17 protein-coding genes are annotated in these 20,912 nt (G+C 72.3%); 13 read left to right on the forward strand and 4 right to left on the reverse strand.

Going from position 1 to position 20,912, the window contains the following annotated elements:
* Positions 1–85: 85 nt before the first annotated feature.
* From recN to KME79_RS36950, 10 genes are all read left to right on the forward strand, one after another.
* Positions 86–1,798 carry a DNA repair protein RecN gene (gene recN, locus KME79_RS36905; protein WP_148031241.1) on the forward strand — a complete coding sequence of 571 codons (1,713 nt, stop codon included), beginning with the start codon at positions 86–88 and terminating at the stop codon, positions 1,796–1,798.
* Between the two features lie 73 nt (positions 1,799–1,871).
* Positions 1,872–3,068, forward strand: a complete 1,197-nt coding sequence (steA, locus tag KME79_RS36910) for a putative cytokinetic ring protein SteA (RefSeq protein WP_219550047.1) — start codon at positions 1,872–1,874, stop codon at positions 3,066–3,068.
* Positions 3,065–4,054 carry a copper transporter gene (locus KME79_RS36915; protein WP_219550049.1) on the forward strand — a complete coding sequence of 330 codons (990 nt, stop codon included), beginning with the start codon at positions 3,065–3,067 and terminating at the stop codon, positions 4,052–4,054. Before steA ends, KME79_RS36915 begins: the two co-directional genes overlap by 4 nt.
* A 1-nt stretch (position 4,055) precedes the next feature.
* On the forward strand, positions 4,056–4,910 hold the full coding sequence (locus KME79_RS36920) for a hypothetical protein (RefSeq protein ID WP_148031244.1): 855 nt from the start codon (positions 4,056–4,058) through the stop codon (positions 4,908–4,910).
* 4 nt (positions 4,911–4,914) lie between these two features.
* On the forward strand, positions 4,915–6,525 hold the full coding sequence (murJ, locus tag KME79_RS36925; protein ID WP_219550050.1) for a murein biosynthesis integral membrane protein MurJ: 1,611 nt from the start codon (positions 4,915–4,917) through the stop codon (positions 6,523–6,525).
* A gap of 52 nt (positions 6,526–6,577) precedes the next feature.
* Positions 6,578–7,693: a glycosyltransferase gene (locus tag KME79_RS36930; protein ID WP_219550052.1), complete on the forward strand. Its 1,116-nt coding sequence runs from the start codon at positions 6,578–6,580 to the stop codon at positions 7,691–7,693.
* A gap of 214 nt (positions 7,694–7,907) precedes the next feature.
* Entirely contained in the window at positions 7,908–8,891 is a 984-nt protein-coding gene (locus KME79_RS36935; RefSeq protein ID WP_148031247.1) for a TerC family protein, read from the forward strand.
* A gap of 109 nt (positions 8,892–9,000) precedes the next feature.
* Positions 9,001–9,642 (forward strand): phosphatidylserine decarboxylase, encoded by a 642-nt coding sequence (locus KME79_RS36940; protein ID WP_187281417.1) that lies wholly within the window; start codon positions 9,001–9,003, stop codon positions 9,640–9,642.
* Positions 9,629–10,453, forward strand: coding sequence for a CDP-diacylglycerol--serine O-phosphatidyltransferase (pssA, locus tag KME79_RS36945; protein ID WP_148031248.1), 825 nt, complete (start codon positions 9,629–9,631; stop codon positions 10,451–10,453). Before KME79_RS36940 ends, pssA begins: the two co-directional genes overlap by 14 nt.
* A gap of 56 nt (positions 10,454–10,509) precedes the next feature.
* Positions 10,510–10,782, forward strand: coding sequence for a hypothetical protein (locus KME79_RS36950; RefSeq protein WP_219550054.1), 273 nt, complete (start codon positions 10,510–10,512; stop codon positions 10,780–10,782).
* Between the two features lie 20 nt (positions 10,783–10,802).
* Here the strand turns inward: KME79_RS36950 and KME79_RS36955 are convergent, their stop codons facing one another.
* Together KME79_RS36955 and KME79_RS36960 are read right to left on the reverse strand one after the other, a co-directional pair.
* Positions 10,803–11,459, reverse strand: coding sequence for an MBL fold metallo-hydrolase (locus tag KME79_RS36955; RefSeq protein WP_219550056.1), 657 nt, complete (start codon positions 11,457–11,459; stop codon positions 10,803–10,805).
* Positions 11,459–12,229: a maleylpyruvate isomerase family mycothiol-dependent enzyme gene (locus KME79_RS36960; protein WP_246641048.1), complete on the reverse strand. Its 771-nt coding sequence runs from the start codon at positions 12,227–12,229 to the stop codon at positions 11,459–11,461. Before KME79_RS36960 ends, KME79_RS36955 begins: the two co-directional genes overlap by 1 nt.
* Positions 12,230–12,460: 231 nt before the next feature.
* On the opposite strand from KME79_RS36960, the gene uvrA reads away from it, so the two are divergent.
* Entirely contained in the window at positions 12,461–15,301 is a 2,841-nt protein-coding gene (uvrA, locus tag KME79_RS36965) for an excinuclease ABC subunit UvrA (RefSeq protein WP_219550060.1), read from the forward strand.
* 89 nt (positions 15,302–15,390) lie between these two features.
* The gene (locus tag KME79_RS47260; RefSeq protein ID WP_219550062.1) at positions 15,391–16,611 is read left to right on the forward strand and encodes a PucR family transcriptional regulator; all 1,221 of its coding nucleotides are present in this window, start codon (positions 15,391–15,393) and stop codon (positions 16,609–16,611) included.
* A 3-nt stretch (positions 16,612–16,614) separates the two neighbouring features.
* Here KME79_RS47260 and KME79_RS36975 read toward each other — a convergent pair whose 3' ends face one another.
* Both KME79_RS36975 and KME79_RS36980 read right to left on the reverse strand, forming a co-directional pair.
* A complete protein-coding gene (locus KME79_RS36975; RefSeq protein ID WP_219550064.1) occupies positions 16,615–17,475 on the reverse strand; it encodes an SGNH/GDSL hydrolase family protein in 861 nt (286 codons plus the stop codon).
* Between the two features lie 50 nt (positions 17,476–17,525).
* Complete coding sequence (locus KME79_RS36980; RefSeq protein ID WP_219550066.1) at positions 17,526–18,659, reverse strand: alkaline phosphatase PhoX; 1,134 nt, start codon at positions 18,657–18,659, stop codon at positions 17,526–17,528.
* A gap of 203 nt (positions 18,660–18,862) precedes the next feature.
* Between KME79_RS36980 and KME79_RS36985 the strand changes: the two genes are divergently transcribed.
* Positions 18,863–20,887, forward strand: coding sequence for a hypothetical protein (locus tag KME79_RS36985; RefSeq protein WP_219550068.1), 2,025 nt, complete (start codon positions 18,863–18,865; stop codon positions 20,885–20,887).
* Positions 20,888–20,912: the final 25 nt, after the last annotated feature.

A 20,912-nucleotide genomic window follows, 5' to 3' on the forward strand; every position in this document is an offset into this window, starting at 1 on the left:
GGGCCGAACACGTAGGATCGCATACGCACACGTGTTCGGGCCGCGGCGCGGTTGATCGTATTCTCGCAAGTGACGGGAGTGGGCAGTGCGACCAAGGGTCGAGGAGGTCCGCATCCAGGGGCTCGGTGTCATCGATGAGGCCGTGCTGGAGCTATCGCCGGGCTTCAACGTGGTGACCGGCGAGACCGGCGCGGGCAAGACGATGGTCGTCACCGGCCTCGGGCTGCTGTTCGGCGGCCGGGCCGACCCGTCCCGCATCAGACCGGGCGCCGACAAGGCCACCGTCGAGGGCACGCTCGTCATCGAGCCGGGCGGCCGCGTGTCCCAGCAGGTCGAGGACATCGGCGGCCAGGCCGAGGACGGCGAGCTGATCATCTCTCGCACGGTCTCCGCCGAGGGCCGTTCGCGCGCCTGGCTCGGCGGCCGGTCCGTGCCCGTCGGCACGCTGACCTACCTCGCCGACGACCTGGTGGCCGTGCACGGCCAGATGGACCAGCAGCGGCTGCTCCAGCCCGCCAGGCAGCGCGCCGCGCTCGACCGCTACGCCGGCAACGACCTGGTCAAGCCCCTGCGGGCCTACCAGCAGGCCTACAAGCGCCACAAGCAGGTCGGCGCGCAGGTCGAGGAGCTGACCACCAGGGCCAGGGAGCGCGCGCAGGAGGCCGACCTGCTCAGGTTCGGCCTGGAGGAGGTCGAGAAGGTCGACCCCAAGCCCGGCGAGGACGCCGCGCTGCGCGAGGAGGAGGAGCGGCTCTCCCACGCCGACGCCCTCCGCACCGCCGCGACCGGCGCCCACACCGCGCTGCTCGGCGACCCCATGGAGGCGGCCGACGGCGGCGCCCACGACGTGATCTCGCTGCTCGGCGAGGCCCGCGCGGCCGTCGAAGCGGTCCGCGACTACGATCCCGCGCTGGCCGCCGTCGCCGACCGGCTGGCCGAGGCCGGCTACCTGATCTCCGACGTGGCCACCGACCTGGCCTCCTACGCCGAGTCGGTCGAGTCCGACCCCGCCCGGCTGGCCGCCGTCCAGGAGCGCAGGTCCGTGCTCACCGGCCTCATCCGCAAGTACGGCGAGGACAGCGCCGCGGTGCTGGCCTGGGCGCAGCAGGCGGCCGCCCGGCTGGCCGAGTTGGAAGGCGACGACGATCGCGTCGGCGAGCTCACCCGCGAGTACGACGAGCTGACCGAACGGCTGACCGAGCTGGCCGGCGAGCTGACCCGGGTGCGCGAGGCCGCCGCCGAGCGCTTCGGCAAGGCCGTCACCGAGGAGCTGACCGCGCTGGCCATGCCGCACGCCCGGGTCGTCGTCCAGCTCGCCAGGGCCGCCGAGTTCGGCCCCGACGGGGTCGACGAGGTGGAGCTGCGCATGGCGGCCCACCCCGCCGCGCCGCCGCTGCCGCTCAACAAGGGCGCCTCCGGCGGTGAGCTGAGCCGGGTCATGCTCGCCATCGAGGTCGTGTTCGCCGGCGCGGACCCGGTGCCCACGTTCGTCTTCGACGAGGTCGACGCGGGGGTGGGCGGCAAGGCCGCGGTGGAGATCGGGCGCAGGCTGGCCAGGCTGGCGCGCACCGCCCAGGTGGTCGTCGTCACCCACCTGCCGCAGGTCGCGGCCTTCGCCGACCAGCACCTGGTGGTGGAGAAGGCCGGCGACGGCAGCGTGGTGCGCAGCGGTGTGGTCACACTCGACCACGAAGGGCGGGTGCGCGAGCTGTCGCGCATGCTGGCCGGCTTGGAGGACTCCGAACTGGGCAGAGCGCATGCAGAAGAACTTCTAGGGTTGGCGGCGGCCGACAGGTGATTCCGTGTGACATAGCGGACACGCCCGGTCATGCGTGGCCTCCCCGGTCTTTTGCTCTGGCAGGATGGTCTTGATGAAGGTTCCGGGGAACAGGATGCCGGGCCTCCGCGCGAAGAAGGCCAACGACCTTCCCGGCGTCACCGGTGTGGCGAGGATCGACCGGCGGACCAAGAGGCTCACCAAGCGCCTCCAGCCCGGCGAGATCGCCATCATCGACCACGTCGACGTCGATCGGGTCAGCGCGGAGGCCCTTGTGGCGTGCGGAGCGGCGGGCGTGGTCAACATCGCCGCCGGCATCAGCGGCCGCTATCCCAACCTGGGCCCCCAGATCATCGCCGAGGCCGGCATCCCGTTCGTCGACAATGTCGGCCAGGAGCTGTTCGAGCGGGTCAAGGACGGCGCCGTCGTCCGGCTCCACGAGGGCATCGTCTACCTGGATGACGAGGTCGTCGGCAAGGGCGAGGAGCAGACGGCCGAGTCCATCGAGGCCGCCATGGCCGAGGCACGCGCCGGGCTGGCCGTGCAGATCGAGGCGTTCGCCGTCAACACGATGGAGTACGTCCGCGGCGAGGGCAAGCTGCTCATCGACGGCGTGGGCGTGCCCGACATCCGCACCAAGATCGAGGGCAGGCACGCGCTCATCGTGGTCCGCGGCTACCACTACAAGGAAGACATCGCCACCCTCCGCCCGTACCTGCGCGAGTACCGTCCCGTGCTGATCGGCGTCGACGGCGGCGCCGACGCGCTGCTGGAGGCTGGCTACCTGCCCGACGTCATCGTCGGCGACTTCGACTCGGTCTCCGCCAAGGCGCTCACCTGCGGCGCCGAGCTGATCGTGCACGCCTATCGCGACGGCCGGGCGCCCGGCCTGGAGCGGGTCCACCAGCTCGGCCAGGAGGCGGTCGTCTTCCCGTCGACCGGCACCAGCGAGGACATCGCCATGCTGCTGGCCGACGAGAAGGGCGCCGAGCTGATCGTCGCCGTCGGCACCCACGGCACGCTGGAGGAGTTCCTCGACAAGGGCCGCTCCGGCATGGCGAGCACCTTTCTCACCCGGCTGCGCGTCGGCAGTAGACTCGTCGACGCCAAGGGCGTCAGCATGCTCTACCGCAGTCGCATCACCACCTCCCAGCTGTTGCTCCTGGCGGCCACCGCGCTGGTCACCATGGGCGTCGCTCTCTCCGCCTCACCGCTCGGCCAGATCTGGCTGAACGGCCTGCAAGACGTCTGGAACGCGTTCATCTTCTGGTTGGTCGGGCTCTTCTCGTGATCGATTTCCGCTATCACCTCGTCTCCATCGTCGCCATCTTCCTGGCGCTGGCCGTCGGCATCGTGCTCGGCACGAACCTGCTGCAGGATCCAGCGATCAAGACGGCCAACGAGATGACGCGTCAGCTCACCCAGACCAACGAAGGGCTGCGCGGCGAGCTCGACGTGATGAAGGGGCGCGAGCAGGTCCACCAGGAGTTCATCACCACCCTCACCCCGCAGCTCGTCCAGGGCGGGCTCGCCGGCGAGCAGGTGCTGCTGGTGGAGGCGCCCGGTGCGAGCTCCACCTATCGCGAGCTGACCGAGCAGGTGCTCGCCGAGGCGGGCGCGAAGGTCACCGGCCGGCTCCTGCTGCTCGACAAGTTCTTCGACCCCAAGAGCGCCGGCGTGCTCGACGGCCTGGTCAACCAGCTCAAGCCCGCCGAGATGGCCTTCCCCACCACGGCCACCGTGCACGACAAGGCCGCCACCCTGCTCGCCGCCACCCTCATGACCGCCGACCCGGCGCTGGCCGGCACCCCCAACGAGGCCACGTCCGCCGTCGTCGACGGCCTCCAGACGGGCGGGTTCATCGACGTCGACTTCATCGACGACAACGACGAGCCGCTCAACCGCGCCACGCTCGCCGTCCTCTACTCGCCCGACGCGCCGTACGAGGGAGACAACGCCGAAAGCCAGGCTGCGGCGCTCGTCTCGGTGGCGGGCGGGATCGACGCCGGCGGCAAGGGCGCCGTGATGGCCGGCGCCGCCGCCACCTCCGCCGCGCCGGGCGGCGCCATCACCGCCCTGCGCGACGACAGCGAGACCGCCAAGCGGGTCTCCAGCGTCGACAACGTCGATATGCCTGAAGGCCAGGTCGTGATCGTCTACGCTCTGCGAGAGCAAGCGACCGGGGGCGTGGGCCAGTACGGCACCGGCGCCGGAGCCACGGCGTTCCAGCCGGTGACACCCAGCCCGGCCCCGTCGTCCACCGAGTCAGGGAGCTGACATGGCCCGTGGCCTGCTCTATGCCCTCGCGGGCGCCGCGATCGGCGCCGCCGCGGCTCGTGCCGCCTACGCCGCGCTCACCCGTACGCAAGGCGGGGGCGGCGACCCCGCCAGCCGCTGGACCCGCAAGAACCACCGCGGCGAGCCGATCACGCTGCTCGAAGGGCCCGCGTTCGTGGCCGGGGCGAGCGCCGCGGCCGCGCTGGCGCCCGGCCTGCCCGCCCGCGCGCGGGCGGCGGCGCTGCTGGCCGGAGCCGGCAGCGGCGCGCTCGGCGCCTACGACGACCTCTACGGCACCACCTCGTCCAAGGGGTTCAAGGGCCACCTGAGCGCGCTCGCCCGGGGCGAGGTCACCAGCGGCGCGGTCAAGATCCTCGGCATCGGCGCGACCGGGCTGGCCGCCGCCGCGCTGGTGTCCGACGGCCCCGCCGACACGCTCGTCAACGGCGCGGTCGTCGCGGGCGCGGCCAACCTGGCCAACCTGTTCGATCTGCGGCCCGGCCGGGCGATCAAGGTCGGGCTGCTCACCGGCGGGCCGCTGCTGGCGGCGGCCGTGGCCGGCGACTCGCCCGCGACGGCCGCGCTGGCCGCCGTGCCGCTGGGCGCCGCCGCCGCGCTGCTCCCCGACGACCTGGGCGAGCGGGCCATGCTCGGCGACGCGGGCGCCAACGCGCTGGGCGCGCTGCTGGGCCTGGCCGCGGTGACCAAGCTGGGCCGTCCCGGCAGGCTCGTCCTGCTCGGCACCGTGGCCGCGCTCACCGCCGCCTCCGAGAAGATCAGCTTCACCAAGGTCATCGCGGGCAACAAGGTGCTCAACCGGCTCGACCTGCTGGGCCGCCGCCCCGCCGACGCGTGACCCGTTGACCGAACGCGAGGCGAGGCTGGCCCGTGGCGTGGCCGGCGGCGCGCTGCTCATCGGCGCGATCACCGTGCTGGCCCGGGTGGCCGGCTTCGCCAAGCAGTACGCGCTCGCGCGGACGGTCGGCACCAACTGCCTGACGTCCGCGTACTTCACCGCCAACCAGATCCCGAACATCGTCTTCGAGGTCGTCGTCGGCGGCGCGCTGGCCGGCATGGTCGTGCCGGTGCTCGCCGGAGCCGTGTCCGAGGACGCCAGGGAGCGGGTGGGGCGGATCGCCTCCGCCCTGCTCACCTGGGTGCTCGTGGTGCTCGTGCCGGTGGCCGTGCTCACCGCGCTGCTCGCCGGGCCGATCATGGGACTGTTCGCCATCGAGGGGTGCGGCCGCGCCGCCGTCGACGTCGCCGCCCGCATGCTGGTGATCTTCGCCCCGCAGATCCCGCTTTATGGGATCGCGGTCGTGCTCTACGGGCTGCTGCAGGCGCACCACCGGTTCGCCGGGCCCGCGCTCGCGCCGCTGGTGTCGAGCATCGTGGTCATCGTCGCGTACCTGATGTTCGTGCCGCTCAGCGGCGGGATCGCCACGCCGGAGGGGGTGCCGCGCGCGGCCGAGCTGGCGCTGTCGGCAGGCACCAGCCTCGGCGTGCTCGCGCTCGTCCTCACCGTGATCGGGCCGACCGCCCGGCTCGGCGTGCGGTGGCGGCCCACGCTGCGCTTCCCCGACGGCGTGGCCGGGCAGGTGCGCAGGCTCGCCCTGGCCGGGATCGCCGGGCTGCTCGCTCAGCAGGCCGCCATGGTCGTGGTGCTGCTGCTGGCCAACGACGTGATCGGCGGCGGGGCGCTGGCGGTCTACAACTACGCCTGGGCGATCTACCTGGTGCCGTACGCGGTGCTGGCCGTGCCCATCGCGACCAGCGCGTTCCCCCGGTTGTCCGCGCACGCCGGCGTGGGGGAGGACGAGGCGTTCGCCCGGCTCGCGGCGAGCACCACCCGGGCGATCGTGCTCGTTTCCGGGGTGGCCGCCGGGGTGCTGGCCGCCGCGTCCGAGCCCGGGGCGGCGGTGTTCCTGGCCGACAAGAGCGACGTGGACCCGCTGGCGCTGGCGCGGGCCGTGGCGCTGTTCGCGCCCGGACTGATCGGCTACGGGCTCATCGCGCACCTCAGCCGGGTCCTGTACGCGACCGGCCGGGGGCGGGGGGCCGCCGTGGGCACCGTGTCCGGGTGGTCGGTGACGATCGTGGCGCAGACGGTCTTCGCGCTGTCGCTGCCGGACGGGTGGCGCATCGCCGGGCTGGGGCTCGGGATGACGGTGGGGATGACCGCCGGCGGGGCGCTCATGCTCGGGTACGTGGTCGCGGCGCGCGGCCGTGCGGCCATGGCCGGGCTCGGCCGGGCGCTGGGCGCGGCCGTCGCTGGAGGTGCGGCCGGGTTCCTGGCGGGTGCCTGGGCGGCCTCCGGGATCGGGGCGGCCGGGGTGTGGGCGAACCTGGGCGTCACGCTGCTGGCCGCCGTGGTGGCGGTCGCGGTGGGCGCCGGCGTGGTCGTGCTGGTCGACAGGGACGACGCCCGGGCGGTGGCCGGGGTCCTCCGGCGGCGCGCGCCCGGAGGGTGACCGGGCCGGGCTGGGTGGTGGCGGCCTCGATGCTGGAGAGGGAGGGGTACGGGTGCGAGTGGCTTACGTGGTGGGCACCACGACGGGAGGGACCGGGCGGCATGTGCGCATGCTGGCCGCGGGCCTGGTGCGGCGCGGGCACCGGGTGGTGGCCGCCGGTCCGCGGGAGGTCGGGGAGCAGTTCGGGTTCAGTGCGGCCGGTGTCCGGTTCGTCGAGGTTCCGGTGTCCGATCGGCCGCATCCGGTGAACGACACGCGAGCGGTGCTGGCCGTCCGGCGGGTGGTACGGGGGGCCGACGTCGTGCACGCCCATGGTCTGCGCGCCGGCGCGCTGGCCGCCCTGGCCATGCCCCGGCGTGCCGAGGCGGCCCCCGCTTCCCTCGGGGCGCCGGCGGGGGAGAGGGTGCCGCTGCTCGTGGTGACGCTGCACAACGCGCTGACCGCCGGAGGGTTCGTCGGGGCCGTGTACGGGGTGCTGGAGCGGATCGTGGCCCGGCGGGCGGACCGGGTGCTGGTGGTCTCGCCCGATCTGGGGGAGCGGATGAGCGCGCTGGGAGCGCGGGACGTCAGGCCCGCCGTCGTGCCCGCGCCGCCCCTGCGGGAGCCCCGGCGGACGCCCGGGGAGGTGCGGGCCGAGCTGGGGGCGGGTGACCGGCCGCTCGTGCTCACCGTCGCCAGGCTCGCCCAGCAGAAGGGCCTGGAGACGCTGCTCGACGCCGCCGCCGGCCCGTGGCAGGATCCGCCGCCGCTGTTCGCGATCGCCGGAGAGGGGCCGCTGCGGGGCGAGCTGCGCCGCCGGATCGACGCCGAGCGCCTGCCCGTGGTGCTGCTCGGCAACCGGGACGACGTGCCCGACCTGCTCGCCGCCGCCACCGTCGCGGTCTGGGCCAGCCGGTGGGAAGGGCTGCCGCTCAGCGTCAGCGAGACGCTCAAGGCCGGCACACCCGTCATCGCCACCGCCGTCGGCGGCGTTCCCGGCCTCGTCGGCGACGCGGGGATCCTCGTCCCCTACGGTGACCCGGCCGCCCTGCGCTCCGCCGTACAGGATCTGGTCTCCGATCCCGGGGAGGCGGCCCGGTGGGCGGCGGCGGCCGCCCGCAGGGGCGAGGAGCTGCCCGGAGAGGACGACGCGGTGCGGAGCGCGCTCGCGGCCTACAGCCGGTCGTGACGGACCGCACCGGTTTGTGATCCAGAGGGAAGATGACATTGCACTGAGACGTTCTCGTATACTGCGTGAGTTGGGGAGGGGAGTATCCCTTCGCGGCAGCCTCGTCATCACGGTGTAGCCCCGATCCACGGGGCCCCCGGGGCTGCCGGTCCGCGGGTTTGGCGGGCGGGAGAGACCTCCGGCAGTCAGTCCTGCGTGCCGGAGGTTGTACAACGTGACCGAACCCTTGTGGGCGTGGATCGTCGTGATCGGCGGTCTTCTGATCGTCCTCGCCGTGGACCTGTGGATCGTCGACCGCGGCGAGGCCCGCGAGTTCTCCATGCGCCAGGCCGGCGCCTGGGTCAGCTTCTATGTGACCCTGGCCGTCATCTTCGGCGTGATCCTCTGGTTCACCTCGGGGCCGGAGAAGTCCGGGGAGTTCTTCGCCGGATACATCACCGAGTACAGCCTCAGCGTCGACAACCTGTTCGTCTTCTTCATCATCATGAGCCGGTTCGCGGTGCCGAAGGCCTACCAGCACAAGGTGCTCCTCATCGGCATCCTGCTCGCGCTGGTCATGCGCGGCATCTTCATCGCGCTCGGCGCCGCCGCCCTCGAACGGTTCGGCTGGCTGTTCTACGTCTTCGGCGCCTTCCTGATCTACACGGCGATCAACATCATCCGCGGCCACCTGAAGGGCGAGGCGGAAGAGGTCAACGAGAACCTCCTGCTCCGCTGGGTGCGCCGGAGCCTGCCCACCACCGAGGGATACGTCGGCTCCAAGATCACGGTGAAGATCGACGGCAAGCGCATGGTCACCCCGATGCTGATCGTCATGATCGCCATCGGCAGCACCGACCTGCTGTTCGCGCTCGACTCGATTCCGGCGATCTTCGGGCTCACCACCGACCCGTTCATCGTCTTCACCGCCAACGCGTTCGCCCTGATGGGACTGCGTCAGCTCTACTTCCTGCTGGGCGGCCTGCTGCAGAAGCTGGTCTACATCAGCTACGGGCTCGCGTTCATCCTGGGATTCATCGGGGTTAAGCTGGTTCTGGAAGCTCTGCACTCCAGTGGAGTCTCCTGGGCGCCCCACATCCCGATCTGGGTGTCCCTCACGGTCATCGGCTCCACGATGGTGATCACCACCGTGGCAAGCTTGATCAAGGCCCGCGTCGACATGCGCAAGAGTGTGAAGGCGGCCTCGGAGAAGGTCTAGCTAAACGGCTTTCGAGGCGCTTTGCTGGAGAAGCTGTATCGTGTCATAGTTGCGGGTTCTGTACCATCACGGCAAAAGCGCTCCGTTCAGTCACCACCAAAGGTTGTACGTGTCAGTCGATTCTGCAAAGTCGAGCCGGGTCAGGCTCGCACGCGGGGTCTCCCCGTGGCTCCTCCCCACGACGGCCGCGGCGGCCGCCACCGCGCTGCTGACGCGACGGGACCGCCGATGGGCGTTCGCGGCCGTGCCGCTGGGCGCCCTCACCGGCGCGATGCTCTGGTTCTTCCGCGACCCCGACCGCACGGTCGGGGACGGGCGGATCCTGTCACCGGCCGACGGCGTCGTCCAGAGCGTCGACCCGTGGCCCGACGGCCGCACCCGGGTGGCCATCTTCATGAGCCCGGTGAACGTCCACGTCAATCGTGCACCTCTTGCGGGAAATGTCACCTCCGTGCAGCATGTGGCGGGTGGGTTCCTGCCGGCATTCAACAAGGACAGCGACCAGAACGAGCGCGTGGTGTGGCATTTCGCGACAGCGCTCGGCGACGTCGAGATGGTGCAGATCGCGGGCGCGGTGGCGCGCAGGATCGTGCCCTACCTGACTGCCGGCGCGAAGGTCGCGCAGGGTGAGCGCATCGGGCTCATCCGCTTCGGTTCCAGGGTCGACATCTACCTTCCCGAAGGGATCTCCTCCGCGGTGTCCGTGGGCGAGAAGACGGTTGCGGGGGTGACCAGAATTGACCACGGCTGACGCCGGTGGCTGGCAGGCGGCTGAAGAGGAAGAACCTCGCGGCCCCGTCGGCAAGGCGTTCCGTCTGTCCGCCGCGGACTCGTTGTCCCTGGGCAACGCGCTGTGCGGGTTCCTCGCCGTGTGCGTGCTGGCCGCGTCCGTCTTCGACGCGCTGCGCACCAGCGGCGACTTCACGCCCGCGCCCGGCTACTTCGCCACCGCGGTGGTGCTGCTGCTCATCGGCGCCACCTGCGACCTGTTCGACGGGCTGGTGGCCCGGCGCTTCCGCGCTTCCGCGATGGGCGCCGAGCTCGACAACCTCGCCGACGTGATCAGCTTCGGCTTCGCGCCGGCGTTCATGGTGGTGATCTGGGGCGGCTTCACCGATGCCGTGCCGTTCGCCGCTGTGGTCACGGCCGCCGCGGCGGTGCTGGTCGCCGGGGTGGTCCGGCTGGCGCGGTTCGCCTGCGTCAAGACCAAGAGCGGCGACTTCATGGGCCTGCCCATCCCGATGGGCGCGATGACCGTGATCTCGATCGTGCTGCTCTTCGAGCCCAGCGTGTGGACGCTGCTCGGGGTGCTCGCCGTCGCGTGGCTGATGGTCAGCCGCATCGAATACCCCAAGCCCAAGGGCCAGCTCGCCGCCGTCGTGCTCGCCTGGATCATGGTGAACGTGGCGTTCCTGACCTTCTGGGTCGCCTGGCCCGAGGGCGGCGACATGCCGATCAAGATCGGCGCCACCATGCAGATCGCCCTGGTCGCCGCCATCCCGCTGCGGATGATGTTCTACAAGCGCGAGCTCCGGCGCGAGGCCGCCCGCCTCGGCCAGTGACCCTCCGGCGCCGGGAAAGTGCGGACTTTCCCGGTGTCATCGGCTTTCATGGAAGCATGCCGGCCAACCCGCGCGAGCACACGCGCACGTACTTCCTCGCCAAGCTGGCGGGGGAGCTGGAGCGTCACGGGCTGACCGCCACCCTCCGGGCCGACCCGCCCGTGCTGCGCGTCAGCGATCCCGACACGGTGATGCTCGCCGAGACCGTCGACTGCGTGCCGCTGGCCGACGGCTGGTTCTACCGCTGGTCGTGGGGCGAGCTCGTGGGCCTGGTCGACGAGCCCGCCCGGGCGGCCGAGCGGATCGTACGCGTCCTGTCGCGCGGCTGACCCGCGGACCGGCCGCGCTCCTACCAGCCGCGGGCTTTCCACTCCGGCAGCGACGGGCGCTCGGCGCCCAGCGTGGTGTCCTTGCCGTGACCCGGGTAGACCCACGTCTGGTCGGGGAGCCGGTCGAAGATCCGCTCCACCACGTCGGTGTAGAGCTGCTCGAACCGCTCCGGGTCCTTCCAGGTGTTGCCCACGCCGCCGGGGAACAGCGAGTCGCCGGTGAACAGGTGCTTGTGGTCGTCGTCGCCCTCGTACAGCAGGGCGATCGAGCCGGGGGTGTGGCCGCGCAGGTGGATGACCTCGAGCGTGACGTCGCCCACGTTGATCCGGTCGCCGTGCTCGACCGTGCGGCCGACCGGCACGGGCAGGGCGGGCGCGTCGAGCGGGTGCGCCACGACCTGGGCGCCGGTCATCTTGCTCACCTGGTCGAGCGCCTGCCAGTGGTCGCCGTGCTGGTGGGTGGTGACGATCGTGCTGACCGGCTGGTCGGCGATCAGGGCGAGCAGCCGGTCGGGCTCCGCGGCCGCGTCGATGAGCAGGCCGTCGCCCGTCGCCCGGCAGCGCAGCAGGTAGGCGTTGTTGTCGTAGGGGCCGACGGCGAGCTTGGAGATGCTCAGATCGGTCAGCTCCCGCACGTCGGCGGGGCCGCCGACCTGGACGTCGCCGGTGTAGGTCATCAGTAGTCCTTCGGAGGCGTCGCGGGCAGGTCAGCGGGGGCGACGCCGGTCAGCCACGGCGGTGGCGGCGGGACCGGCCGTCCCTCTGTCACCACCCTAACCCGATCTCCCTCAGACCTCCCGGTCAGCCAGGCCAGCATGTCGGCCGGCGTGCCCATCACCGCCGGGCCGTCGCCGAGGTCGGGCCACTCCTCCAGCGTCTCGCCGCCCGGGCCGACGAACCGGGCCGCGCCGATCGTGCTCCGGTCGCGCGGCCACGTACGCAGGCAGTCGCGCAGTTCCCTGGCCACGAACGCGTCCGTCCAGTCGGCGGGGCCGTATCCCGCGTCCAGGTCCACATGGTGCATCCCCACCTCGCGCAGCCGCCTGACCAGGCAGTACCAGGCGGGGTGACGGGGCGGGCGCAGGCCGCCCACCGGCGCCCGCCAGGCGTCCGGGGGCAGCTCGCGGACGGCGCGGTCCAGGCGCGCGGCGCTGTCGCGCAGGTCCGCCACCTGCTCGGCCGCCGGGCGGGCGGCGCCGGCCTCGATCCCGGCCTCGCGGGCCTCCGGGCTCGGGTACTGCGGGGTCTCGACGCCCGTCCTGGCCCAGGTGAGCAGGTTGACGTGGCTGTCGGCGTTCCTGGCCAGATGGGTGAGCACGTGGCCGCGGGTCCAGCCGGGCAGCCTGGACGGGGCGCGGACTTCTGGGTCGGTGAGGGCGGCGGCGGTGGCCAGCAACCGGGCGGTCTCCTCGGCCAGTTCCTCCCGCACCGCGGCAAGCACAGTCATGAACCGATATTTCATCACGCGCTCCTGCGCAGCCGATCACGGGCATAAAAGCACAGGTCATGCGGTTGACAACGGAAGACCTCCTGCGCTGTGCCCTGGAGGCCGTAATCTGAGAGGGACGGAGTTCCGGCGAGCGGCACCGGCCGGCCGGGATCGGCCCAGCGAAAATTGTCGGGGCCCCCGTCTACCATCCCCCGTGGACCTATCCGCCTTTCGACTTCCGGGATCGCCGTGGCAGACCGCCTGATCGTGCGTGGTGCACGAGAGCACAATCTCAAGGACGTCTCGCTTGACCTGCCGCGAGACTCTCTGATCGTTTTCACCGGCCTCTCCGGCTCCGGCAAGTCCAGCCTGGCCTTCGACACGATCTTCGCCGAGGGGCAGCGGCGTTACGTCGAGTCGCTGTCGGCCTACGCCCGCCAGTTCCTCGGCCAGATGGACAAGCCCGACGTCGACTTCATCGAGGGCCTGTCTCCCGCGGTCTCCATCGACCAGAAGTCGACCAGCAAGAACCCGCGGTCCACGGTCGGCACGATCACCGAGGTCTACGACTACCTGCGGCTGCTGTGGGCGCGCGTCGGCAAGCCGCACTGCCCGGTCTGCGCCCGCCCGATCGCCCGCCAGACGCCCCAGCAGATCGTCGACCGGGTGATGGACCTCGACGAGGGCACCCGGTTCCAGGTGCTGGCCCCGGTCGTGCGCGGTCGCAAGGGCGAGTACGCCGAGCTGTTCCGCGAGCTGCAGACCAAGGGCTTCGCCCGCGCCCGCGTCGACGGCACGGTCGTGCGGCTGGAGGAGCCGCCGACGCTCAAGAAGTACGAGAAGCACGACATCGAGGTCATCGTCGACCGTCTGTCGGTCAAGGAGTCGGCCAGGCGGCGGCTCACCGACTCGGTCGAGACCGCGTTGCAGCTGTCCGGGGGCACGATCACGCTCGAGTTCGTCGACCTGCCCGAAGGCGACCCCGGCCGTGAGCGGTTCTACTCCGAGCACCTCTACTGCCCGTACGACGACCTGTCGTTCGAGGAGCTGGAGCCGCGCTCGTTCTCGTTCAACTCGCCCTTCGGCGCCTGCCCGGAGTGCACGGGTCTCGGCACCAAGATGGAGGTCGACCCCGACCTGGTCGTGCCCGACCCGGAGCGCACGCTCCGAGAGGGCGCGCTCCACCCGTGGACCGGCGGCCACGCCAGCGAATACTTCGGCCGCCTGATCGAGGCGCTCGGCAACGCGATGGGCTTCACCCCCGACACCCCGTGGGAGAAGCTCTCCAAGAAGGCGCAGAAGTCGCTGCTGTCCGGCCACGACGAGCAGGTCCACGTCCGCTACAGCAACCGTTACGGCCGCCAGCGCGCCTACTACACCACCTACGAGGGCGTCATCCCGTGGGTGCAGCGTCGTCACGCGGAGGCGGAGAGCGACTCGACCCGGGAGCGGTTCGAGGGCTACATGCGCGAGGTGCCCTGCCCCGCCTGCAAGGGCGCCAGGCTCAAGCCGGTCACCCTGGCCGTGACCGTCGCCGACAAGTCGATCGCCGAGGTGTCCTCGATGTCGATCGGCGAGTGCGCCAAGTTCCTGGCCGGGCTCAAGCTGTCCGACCGTGACATGCACATCGCCGAGCGGGTGGTCAAGGAGATCAACGCCCGCATGGGCTTCCTGCTCGACGTCGGCCTCGACTACCTCTCGATGGACCGCGCCGCCGCCACCCTCGCGGGCGGCGAGGCGCAGCGCATCCGGCTCGCCACGCAGATCGGCTCCGGCCTCGTCGGTGTCCTGTACGTGCTCGACGAGCCGTCCATCGGTCTCCACCAGCGCGACAACATGCGCCTGCTCGACACGCTGATCAGGCTGCGCGACATGGGCAACACGCTGATCGTGGTCGAGCACGACGAAGACACCATCGCCGCCGCCGACTGGGTGGTCGACATCGGCCCCGGCGCGGGCGAGCACGGCGGCCAGGTCGTCGTCTCCGGCACCGTCCAGGATCTGCTGACCAGCGAGGAGTCGATCACCGGCCAGTACCTGTCGGGGCGCAGGAGCATCCCGGTGCCGGCCACCCGGCGCAAGCGCGACAAGAAGCGGCAGATCACCGTCAAGGGCGCGCGCGAACACAACCTCAAGGGCGTCGACATCGACTTCCCCCTCGGCGTGTTCACCGCCGTCACCGGCGTGTCGGGGTCCGGCAAGTCCACGCTGGTCAACGACATCCTCTACAACTCGCTGGCCAAGGAGCTCAACGGCGCCCGCACCGTCCCCGGACGCCACTCCAGGATCAACGGCATCGACCAGGCGGACAAGGTCGTCCACGTCGACCAGTCGCCGATCGGCCGCACGCCCCGGTCCAACCCGGCCACCTACACCGGCGTGTTCGACCACGTGCGCAAGCTGTTCGCGGCCACCACCGAGGCCAAGGTGCGCGGCTACCAGCCGGGCAGGTTCAGCTTCAACGTCAAGGGCGGGCGCTGCGAGGCGTGCTCCGGCGACGGCACCATCAAGATCGAGATGAACTTCCTGCCCGACGTCTACGTCCCCTGCGAGGTGTGCCACGGCGCCCGCTACAACCGCGAGACGCTGGAGGTCCACTACAAGGGCAAGACGATCGCCGAGGTGCTCGACATGCCGATCGAGGAGGCGCTCGGCTTCTTCGACGCCATCCCGGCCATCAAGCGCCACCTGCAGACGCTCCACGACGTCGGTCTCGGCTACGTCCGGCTCGGGCAGCCCGCCACCACGCTCTCCGGCGGCGAGGCGCAGCGCGTCAAGCTCGCCTCCGAGCTGCAGCGGCGGCAGACCGGGCGGACCGTCTACGTCCTCGACGAGCCCACCACCGGCCTGCACTTCGAGGACATCCGGCGGCTGCTCGGCGTCCTCGGGCGGCTGGTCGACGGCGGCAACACCGTCATCGTCATCGAGCACAACCTCGACGTCATCAAGACGGCCGACTGGATCATCGACATGGGTCCCGAAGGCGGCTCGCGCGGCGGCACCCTGGTGACGGCGGGCACCCCCGAGGAGGTGGCCCTGGTGGAGGAGAGCCACACCGGGCGCTTCCTGCGGAAGATCCTTTCCGTGTGACACGGGGTCGTGGCCCCGTCCGGACGGGGCCACGACCGGGGTGCGGGTGGGCCCTTGTCTTCCGACGGGTGGTTTGACAGGGTCTGACCGTGTCGGAAGATGCGCCGCGGCCCCTCATGCTGGGCGGTGTGTGCGTGCACGAGCTGCTGGAGCGGCCCCTCGTACGCCTCGCGCGGCGGCTGGTCGGCGAGTTCGCCGAGGAGATCCCGCTCTACCGGCGGCTGCCCCGGGAGGAGCTCGACGGCGACATCACCCGCATCACCGAGCACAACCTGCGGCTGATCAGCGGGATGTTCCGCGAACGACGCCCGCCGACGCGGGCCGAGCTGGCGCCGCTGCGAGCCTCGGCCGCGCGCCGCGCGCAGGAGGGGGTGCCGCTCGACGCGCTGCTGGCCGCCTACCAGCTCGGGGTGACGAAGGTGTGGGAGAGCCTGTTCGCGCACGCCGGGCCCGGCGACCTCGACGACGTGCTGGAGGCCAACCGGCTCATCCTCTGCTACACCGGCGCCGTGACGTCCGCGGTGTGCGCCGCGTACCTGGAGGAACGCGAGGCGATGCTCAGCCAGGAGCAGCACACCATGCACGCGACCGTCGCCGCGCTGCTCGCCGGTGACCGGGAGGCGCTGGCCGGGGTCCGGCTCGCGCCCCGCTACCTGGTCGTCGCCACCGCGCTCGGCACGCACCCGGACGAGACGGCCGACGACCAGGGCGGGCCGATCGCCGGCCTGCGCAAGCTGCACCGGTTCCGGGCCGCCTGGCAGCGGCACGCCGCCGGGCAGGTGCTGTCGGCGCTCGACAGCACCGGCGGGCTGGTGCTGGTGCCGCTGGGCGCCGGCGAGCCCGGGTGGTGCCGGGCCGGCGAGCTGGTGACGGCGGCGGGCCGCGCCGCGGGCGTCCCGGTGTGGGCCGCGGCCGAGCCCGCCGAGCCGGCCCGCGTGCCCGCCGCCGCCAAGCTGGCCGAGGAGGTGCTGGAGGTGGTGCGGTCCCTGGGCCGGCCGCCCGGCGCGTACCGGCTCGCCGACGTGCTGCTGGAGTATCAGCTGAGCAGGCCCAGCGAGGCGCTGGCGAGCCTCGCCGGGCTGCTGGATCCGCTGCTCGGCAACCCCGATCTGCTGCGCACGCTCAAGGCGTACCTGGACGCGGGCCTGGACCGGCGGCGCACGGCCGAGCGCTTGCACGTCCACCCGAACACCGTGGACTACCGGCTGCGCAGGGCCGTCACCCTGACCGGGCTGGACCCGATGGACCCGGCCCAGCTCCAGCGCATCGGCGCGGCCCTGGCGGCCCGACGCACGCTGAACGGCGGGTGAGCGTCAGCGCGCGGCGTTCACGGCCGAGGTCACGATGGTGGCGAAGTTACGCATGCCCAGGGCGTTCGGGTGGAACGGGGCCGCGGGCGAGGCCGGGACGTACGGCTCGATCCAGCGGGTGCCCGAGGAGGCGCACGGGTCGTGGCCCACGCTGGGGGTCTGCAGGTCGATGAAGCCGATCCCGGCGGCGGCCGCCTGCTCGGCCAGCATCTGGTTGAAGTACTGCAGCGTCGCCCGGATGTAGTTCGCGTCCTGCCTGATGATCGGGACGCGGGGGTAGCAGCCGTCGGGCCGCGCGTACGTGGCGTACCCGACCATGAAGATCCTGGCCTGCGGCGACCGGGCCCGGATGTCGCCGGCCAGCCTGACCAGCGTGGGCCGCAGGGCGTCGGTCTTGACCCGCCAGCTGTCCTGGCCGTCCGGGGTGCGGTAGTCGTCGTTGCAGGCGTCGCCGACCGGGGGAGGCAGCAGGTTGAGGCAGTCCTCGATGAAGCCGGTCAGGCCGACGTCGTTGGCGCCGATGTGCACCGTGACCAGCGTGGTGTCCGGGCGCAGGGCGTCGAGCTGCGGAGCCACCGAGCCGAGTTCGGTGTTCTGGCGCTCGTACATGTCGCGGGTCTTCGCGCCTGAGCAGGTGACGTCGCGGAACGAGGCGGCGCCGATCGCCTGCGCGGTCAGCCGGGGGTAGTTGCGGTCGGAGCGCAGGCAGCCGAGGTCGGGCAGCACCTGGTTGGGGATGAGCGGGCCGGCCGCGGCCGAGTCGCCGAGCGCGACGTACGACTCGGCGGCCCGCGCCTGGGCGGGCGGGGACAGCAGGAGGACCAGCAGGGGCGCGGCCAGGGCAGCGGTCAGACGTCGGATCATGCGGGGCACCTCTCGGGGGAGTGGGGGGTGGAGCGGTGCTGGGGGCGGAATCAGTGGCGGAAGGGGCCGGTCACCTCGTACGTGACGCCGTCCAGGCCCGCGCTGCCGCCGCTGGAGCCTCGCTGGGAGGAGAAGTACAGGCGGGTGCCGTCGGGGGAGAACGCGGGCCCGGTGATCTCGGACCCGTCGTGGCCGTCGACGCGCAGGACGGGCGCCACCACCCCGTCCGGCGTGATGATGTTGATCTCCATGTTGCCGCCGTCCTCGGCCACGTACAGGTCACCCGTGGGCGCGCCGGTGATGTTGTCGACCCCGTCGAGCGTGCCGCCGCCGTCGTAGACCGAGCCGAGCCGCTCGCGGACCGCGTCGTACGCCCACACCTTGCGGTCGCCCTTGGCCGTGAAGTAGCAGACGCCGTTGGCGTAGTGGCAGCCCTCGCCGCCGTCGAAGTGCCTGGCCTGGCTCACCTGGTGCCGTGTCTGCCGCCGCAGGGTGCCGGGCGCCGGATCGGGGACCGGACGCCACTCCACCGGGTCGCCGCCGCACAGCACCTCCAGCCGGCCGCTCGACAGGTCGCCCCACGTGGACGGGACGAACCGGTAGAAGCAGCCGTCGTCCTCGTCCTCGGTGAGGTAGACGACCCGCCGGTCGGGGTCGCACGCGGCCGCCTCGTGCTTGAACCGGCCCATCGCCGGCCGCGGCTGCGCGATCCGCACGCCGTACGGGTCGGTCTCGTAGACGCGGCCCCGGAAGATCTCCTCACAGGACAGCCAGGTGTCCCACGGCGTCCTGCCGCCCGCGCAGTTGAGGTTCGTGCCGTCCAGGATGCGGTACGCGCGCTCGATCGAGCCGTCAGCCCGGAACCTGATCGCCGACGCGCCGCCGACCAGCGGCACCTCCGAGTTGGACACGTAGATCCAGCCGCCGCCGTCGGCGAAGCAGGCGCCGCCGTCGGGCGCCGGATGCCAGAGGATGCCGCCGACCGGCCTGCTCGACCGGGCGACCACCCGGCTGGTGAACCCCGCGGGCAGCGCGACGCCGTTGCCGTCGGGAGAGCCCAGCGGCCCGTACGGGCTCGCGCCCCGCACCACCCCGGCCACGGCCGCCTCCTGCCAGAGCGAGCCGGGCAGGGCGACGGCGCCCAGACCCGCGGAGACCGTACTGAGGAACGTCCGGCGATGCATGGCGGCTCCCGAGGGGGTACGCGACGGCGTCCACACACGATGAGCCGTGGACGGGATCCTGTGAATTGGACGGGAACGTAAAGTCGGCGGCCGGTTGCTGTGACCCGTCACAAAACCGGTGCGGGGCCTGTGAAGGGGATTGACGGGACCGGGCGGGAGGCTGATCATCGGTACGCCCGACCGCTCTTCAGAAGGTGCCGCCCATGCGAGCCGTTGCCCGCGCCCTCACGCTCGCCACGGCCCTGATGACGGCGCTCGTCACGGCGCTCGTCACGGCGCTTGCGGCCCCGCCCGCCGCCGCGCGCCCGGCTGTCACCACCGGCCCGGCCGCGCCCGGATGTGATCCGATCGACCCGGCCGTCTGCCTGCTGCCGTTCCCCAGCGACCACTACACCGTGGCGGACCGGGGCACCGCCACCGGCCGCCGCGTCGCGTTCCCCGTCGAGGCGATGCCCCGCTCGGTGGCCGGAGTCCCCGTCGACCCCACCGGGTGGAACGGCAACGACGGCTTCTCGCCCGGCTCGATGATCCTCACCCTCGTCCCCGGCCTCGACCTGGCCAGGACCGGCGCGGCCCCGATCACCGACATCGGCGCCTCGCTCGGCAGGGACGCGCCCATCGTCCTGCTCGACCTCGACACCGGTGAGCGCTGGCCGTACTGGGCCGAACTGGACGCGAACGCGCCGGAAGGCCGCCGGGCGCTCATCGTCCGCCCCGCCCGCAACCTGCGCGAGGGACACCGGTACGCGGTCGCGCTGCGCCACCTGCGCGACGCCGGCGGCGCCCCGATCCCGCCCGGGGCCGCGTTCGCCGCCATCGCCGGCGCGCCGCTGCCGCACGGGCACGAGCTGCGGGACCGGCAGCGGGAGCTCCAGCCGGTGCTGCACGCGCTGCGCCGCCACGGCGTCCGCGCCGGCGGCCTCCACCTCGCCTGGGACTTCACCGTGGCCAGCGAGCGGAACCTGGCCGGCCGGGCCCTCGCCATGCGCGACGACGCCCTGCGCGGGCTGCGCGGGAACGCGCCCCCGTACGAGGTCACCGCCGTCACCGACTTCACCCCCGAGCAGGACGACAGGATCGCGCGCCGGGTCGAGGGCACCTTCCGGGTGCCGAGCTACCTCGACAGGCCCGGCGGGCCGCCCGGCTCCGGGCTGAACTACGGCCCGGACGGGCGGCCGGTCAGGCTGCCGGGGAACGAGCAGGTCGCCACCTTCCGCTGCGAGATCCCCCGCGTCGCCTTCACCCGCCCGGCCAGGCCCTCCCTGTACGGGCACGGGCTGCTCGGCAGGCACACCGAGGTGGGCGCGTCCAACGTCAGGACGATGGCGCAGCGGCACGGGTTCGTGTTCTGCGCCACCAAGTGGATCGGCATGGCGGACGAGGACATCCCCAACGTCATCGCCACATTCGGCGACATGTCACGCTTCCACACCGTGCCTGACCGTACCCAGCAGGGCTTCCTGAACTTCATGTTCCTGGGACGCGCGATGACGGCCCGCGACGGCTTCACCGCCCACGCCGCCTTCAGGAACGAGCGCGGGCGGCCGCTCATCGACACCCGCGCCGAGCTCGTCTACGACGGCAACAGCCAGGGCGGCATCTTCGGCGGCGCGCTCGTCGCGCTCTCCACGGACATCCGGCGCGGCGTGCTCGGCGTGACCGGCATGAACTACAGCACCCTGTTCAACCGCAGCTCGGACGCGGCGCCCTTCCAGGCGGTGTTCGACCAGAGCTATCCCGACCGGCTGGAGCAGCAGATCATCCTGGCGCTCATGCAGATGCTGTGGGACCGCGGGGAGGCCAGTGGGTACGCCGCCCACATGACCGACGACCCGTACCCGGGCACGCCCCGGCACCGGGTGCTCATGCAGGTGGCGTACGGCGACCACCAGGTGGCCACGGTGACGGCGGAGGTCGAGGCGCGCACCGTCGGCGCCCGGGTCCGGCTCCCGGCCCTCGCGCCCGGCCGCTCACCCGACGCCGAACCGTACTGGGGCATCCGCGGCTTCCGCACCGCGCACGCGGGGTCGGCGCTGGTGGTGTGGGACAGCGGCACCCCGTCGCCGCCGCTCACCAACACGCCGCCGATGGAGGGCCCGCACGGCACCGACCCGCACGAGGACCCCCGCCGCACCCCCGCGGCCCAGCTCCAGAAGGCCGTCTTCCTCAAGACGGGGGTGGTGACGGACGTCTGCGGCGCTGCCCCGTGCCTGTCGGCCCCCGAGTGAGAGCACCGTGACGGCCTGAAGATCA

Source organism: Nonomuraea harbinensis (genome assembly GCF_019396385.1).
Taxonomy (GTDB): Bacteria; Actinomycetota; Actinomycetes; order Streptosporangiales; family Streptosporangiaceae; genus Nonomuraea; species Nonomuraea ferruginea.

Bases quoted from the DNA above. Each gene is read 5' to 3' on its own strand.
- steA (WP_219550047.1), top strand. From the start codon at position 1,872: ATGAAGGTTCCGGGGAACAGGATGCCGGGCCTCCGCGCGAAGAAGGCC.
- KME79_RS36960 (WP_246641048.1), bottom strand. From the start codon at position 12,229: ATGACTGTGCTTGCCGCGGTGCGGGAGGAACTGGCCGAGGAGACCGCC.
- KME79_RS36975 (WP_219550064.1), bottom strand. From the start codon at position 17,475: ATGATCCGACGTCTGACCGCTGCCCTGGCCGCGCCCCTGCTGGTCCTC.
- KME79_RS36980 (WP_219550066.1), bottom strand. From the start codon at position 18,659: ATGCATCGCCGGACGTTCCTCAGTACGGTCTCCGCGGGTCTGGGCGCC.
- KME79_RS36920 (WP_148031244.1), top strand. From the start codon at position 4,056: ATGGCCCGTGGCCTGCTCTATGCCCTCGCGGGCGCCGCGATCGGCGCC.
- KME79_RS36955 (WP_219550056.1), bottom strand. From the start codon at position 11,459: ATGACCTACACCGGCGACGTCCAGGTCGGCGGCCCCGCCGACGTGCGG.
- KME79_RS36985 (WP_219550068.1), top strand. From the start codon at position 18,863: ATGCGAGCCGTTGCCCGCGCCCTCACGCTCGCCACGGCCCTGATGACG.
- KME79_RS36950 (WP_219550054.1), top strand. From the start codon at position 10,510: ATGCCGGCCAACCCGCGCGAGCACACGCGCACGTACTTCCTCGCCAAG.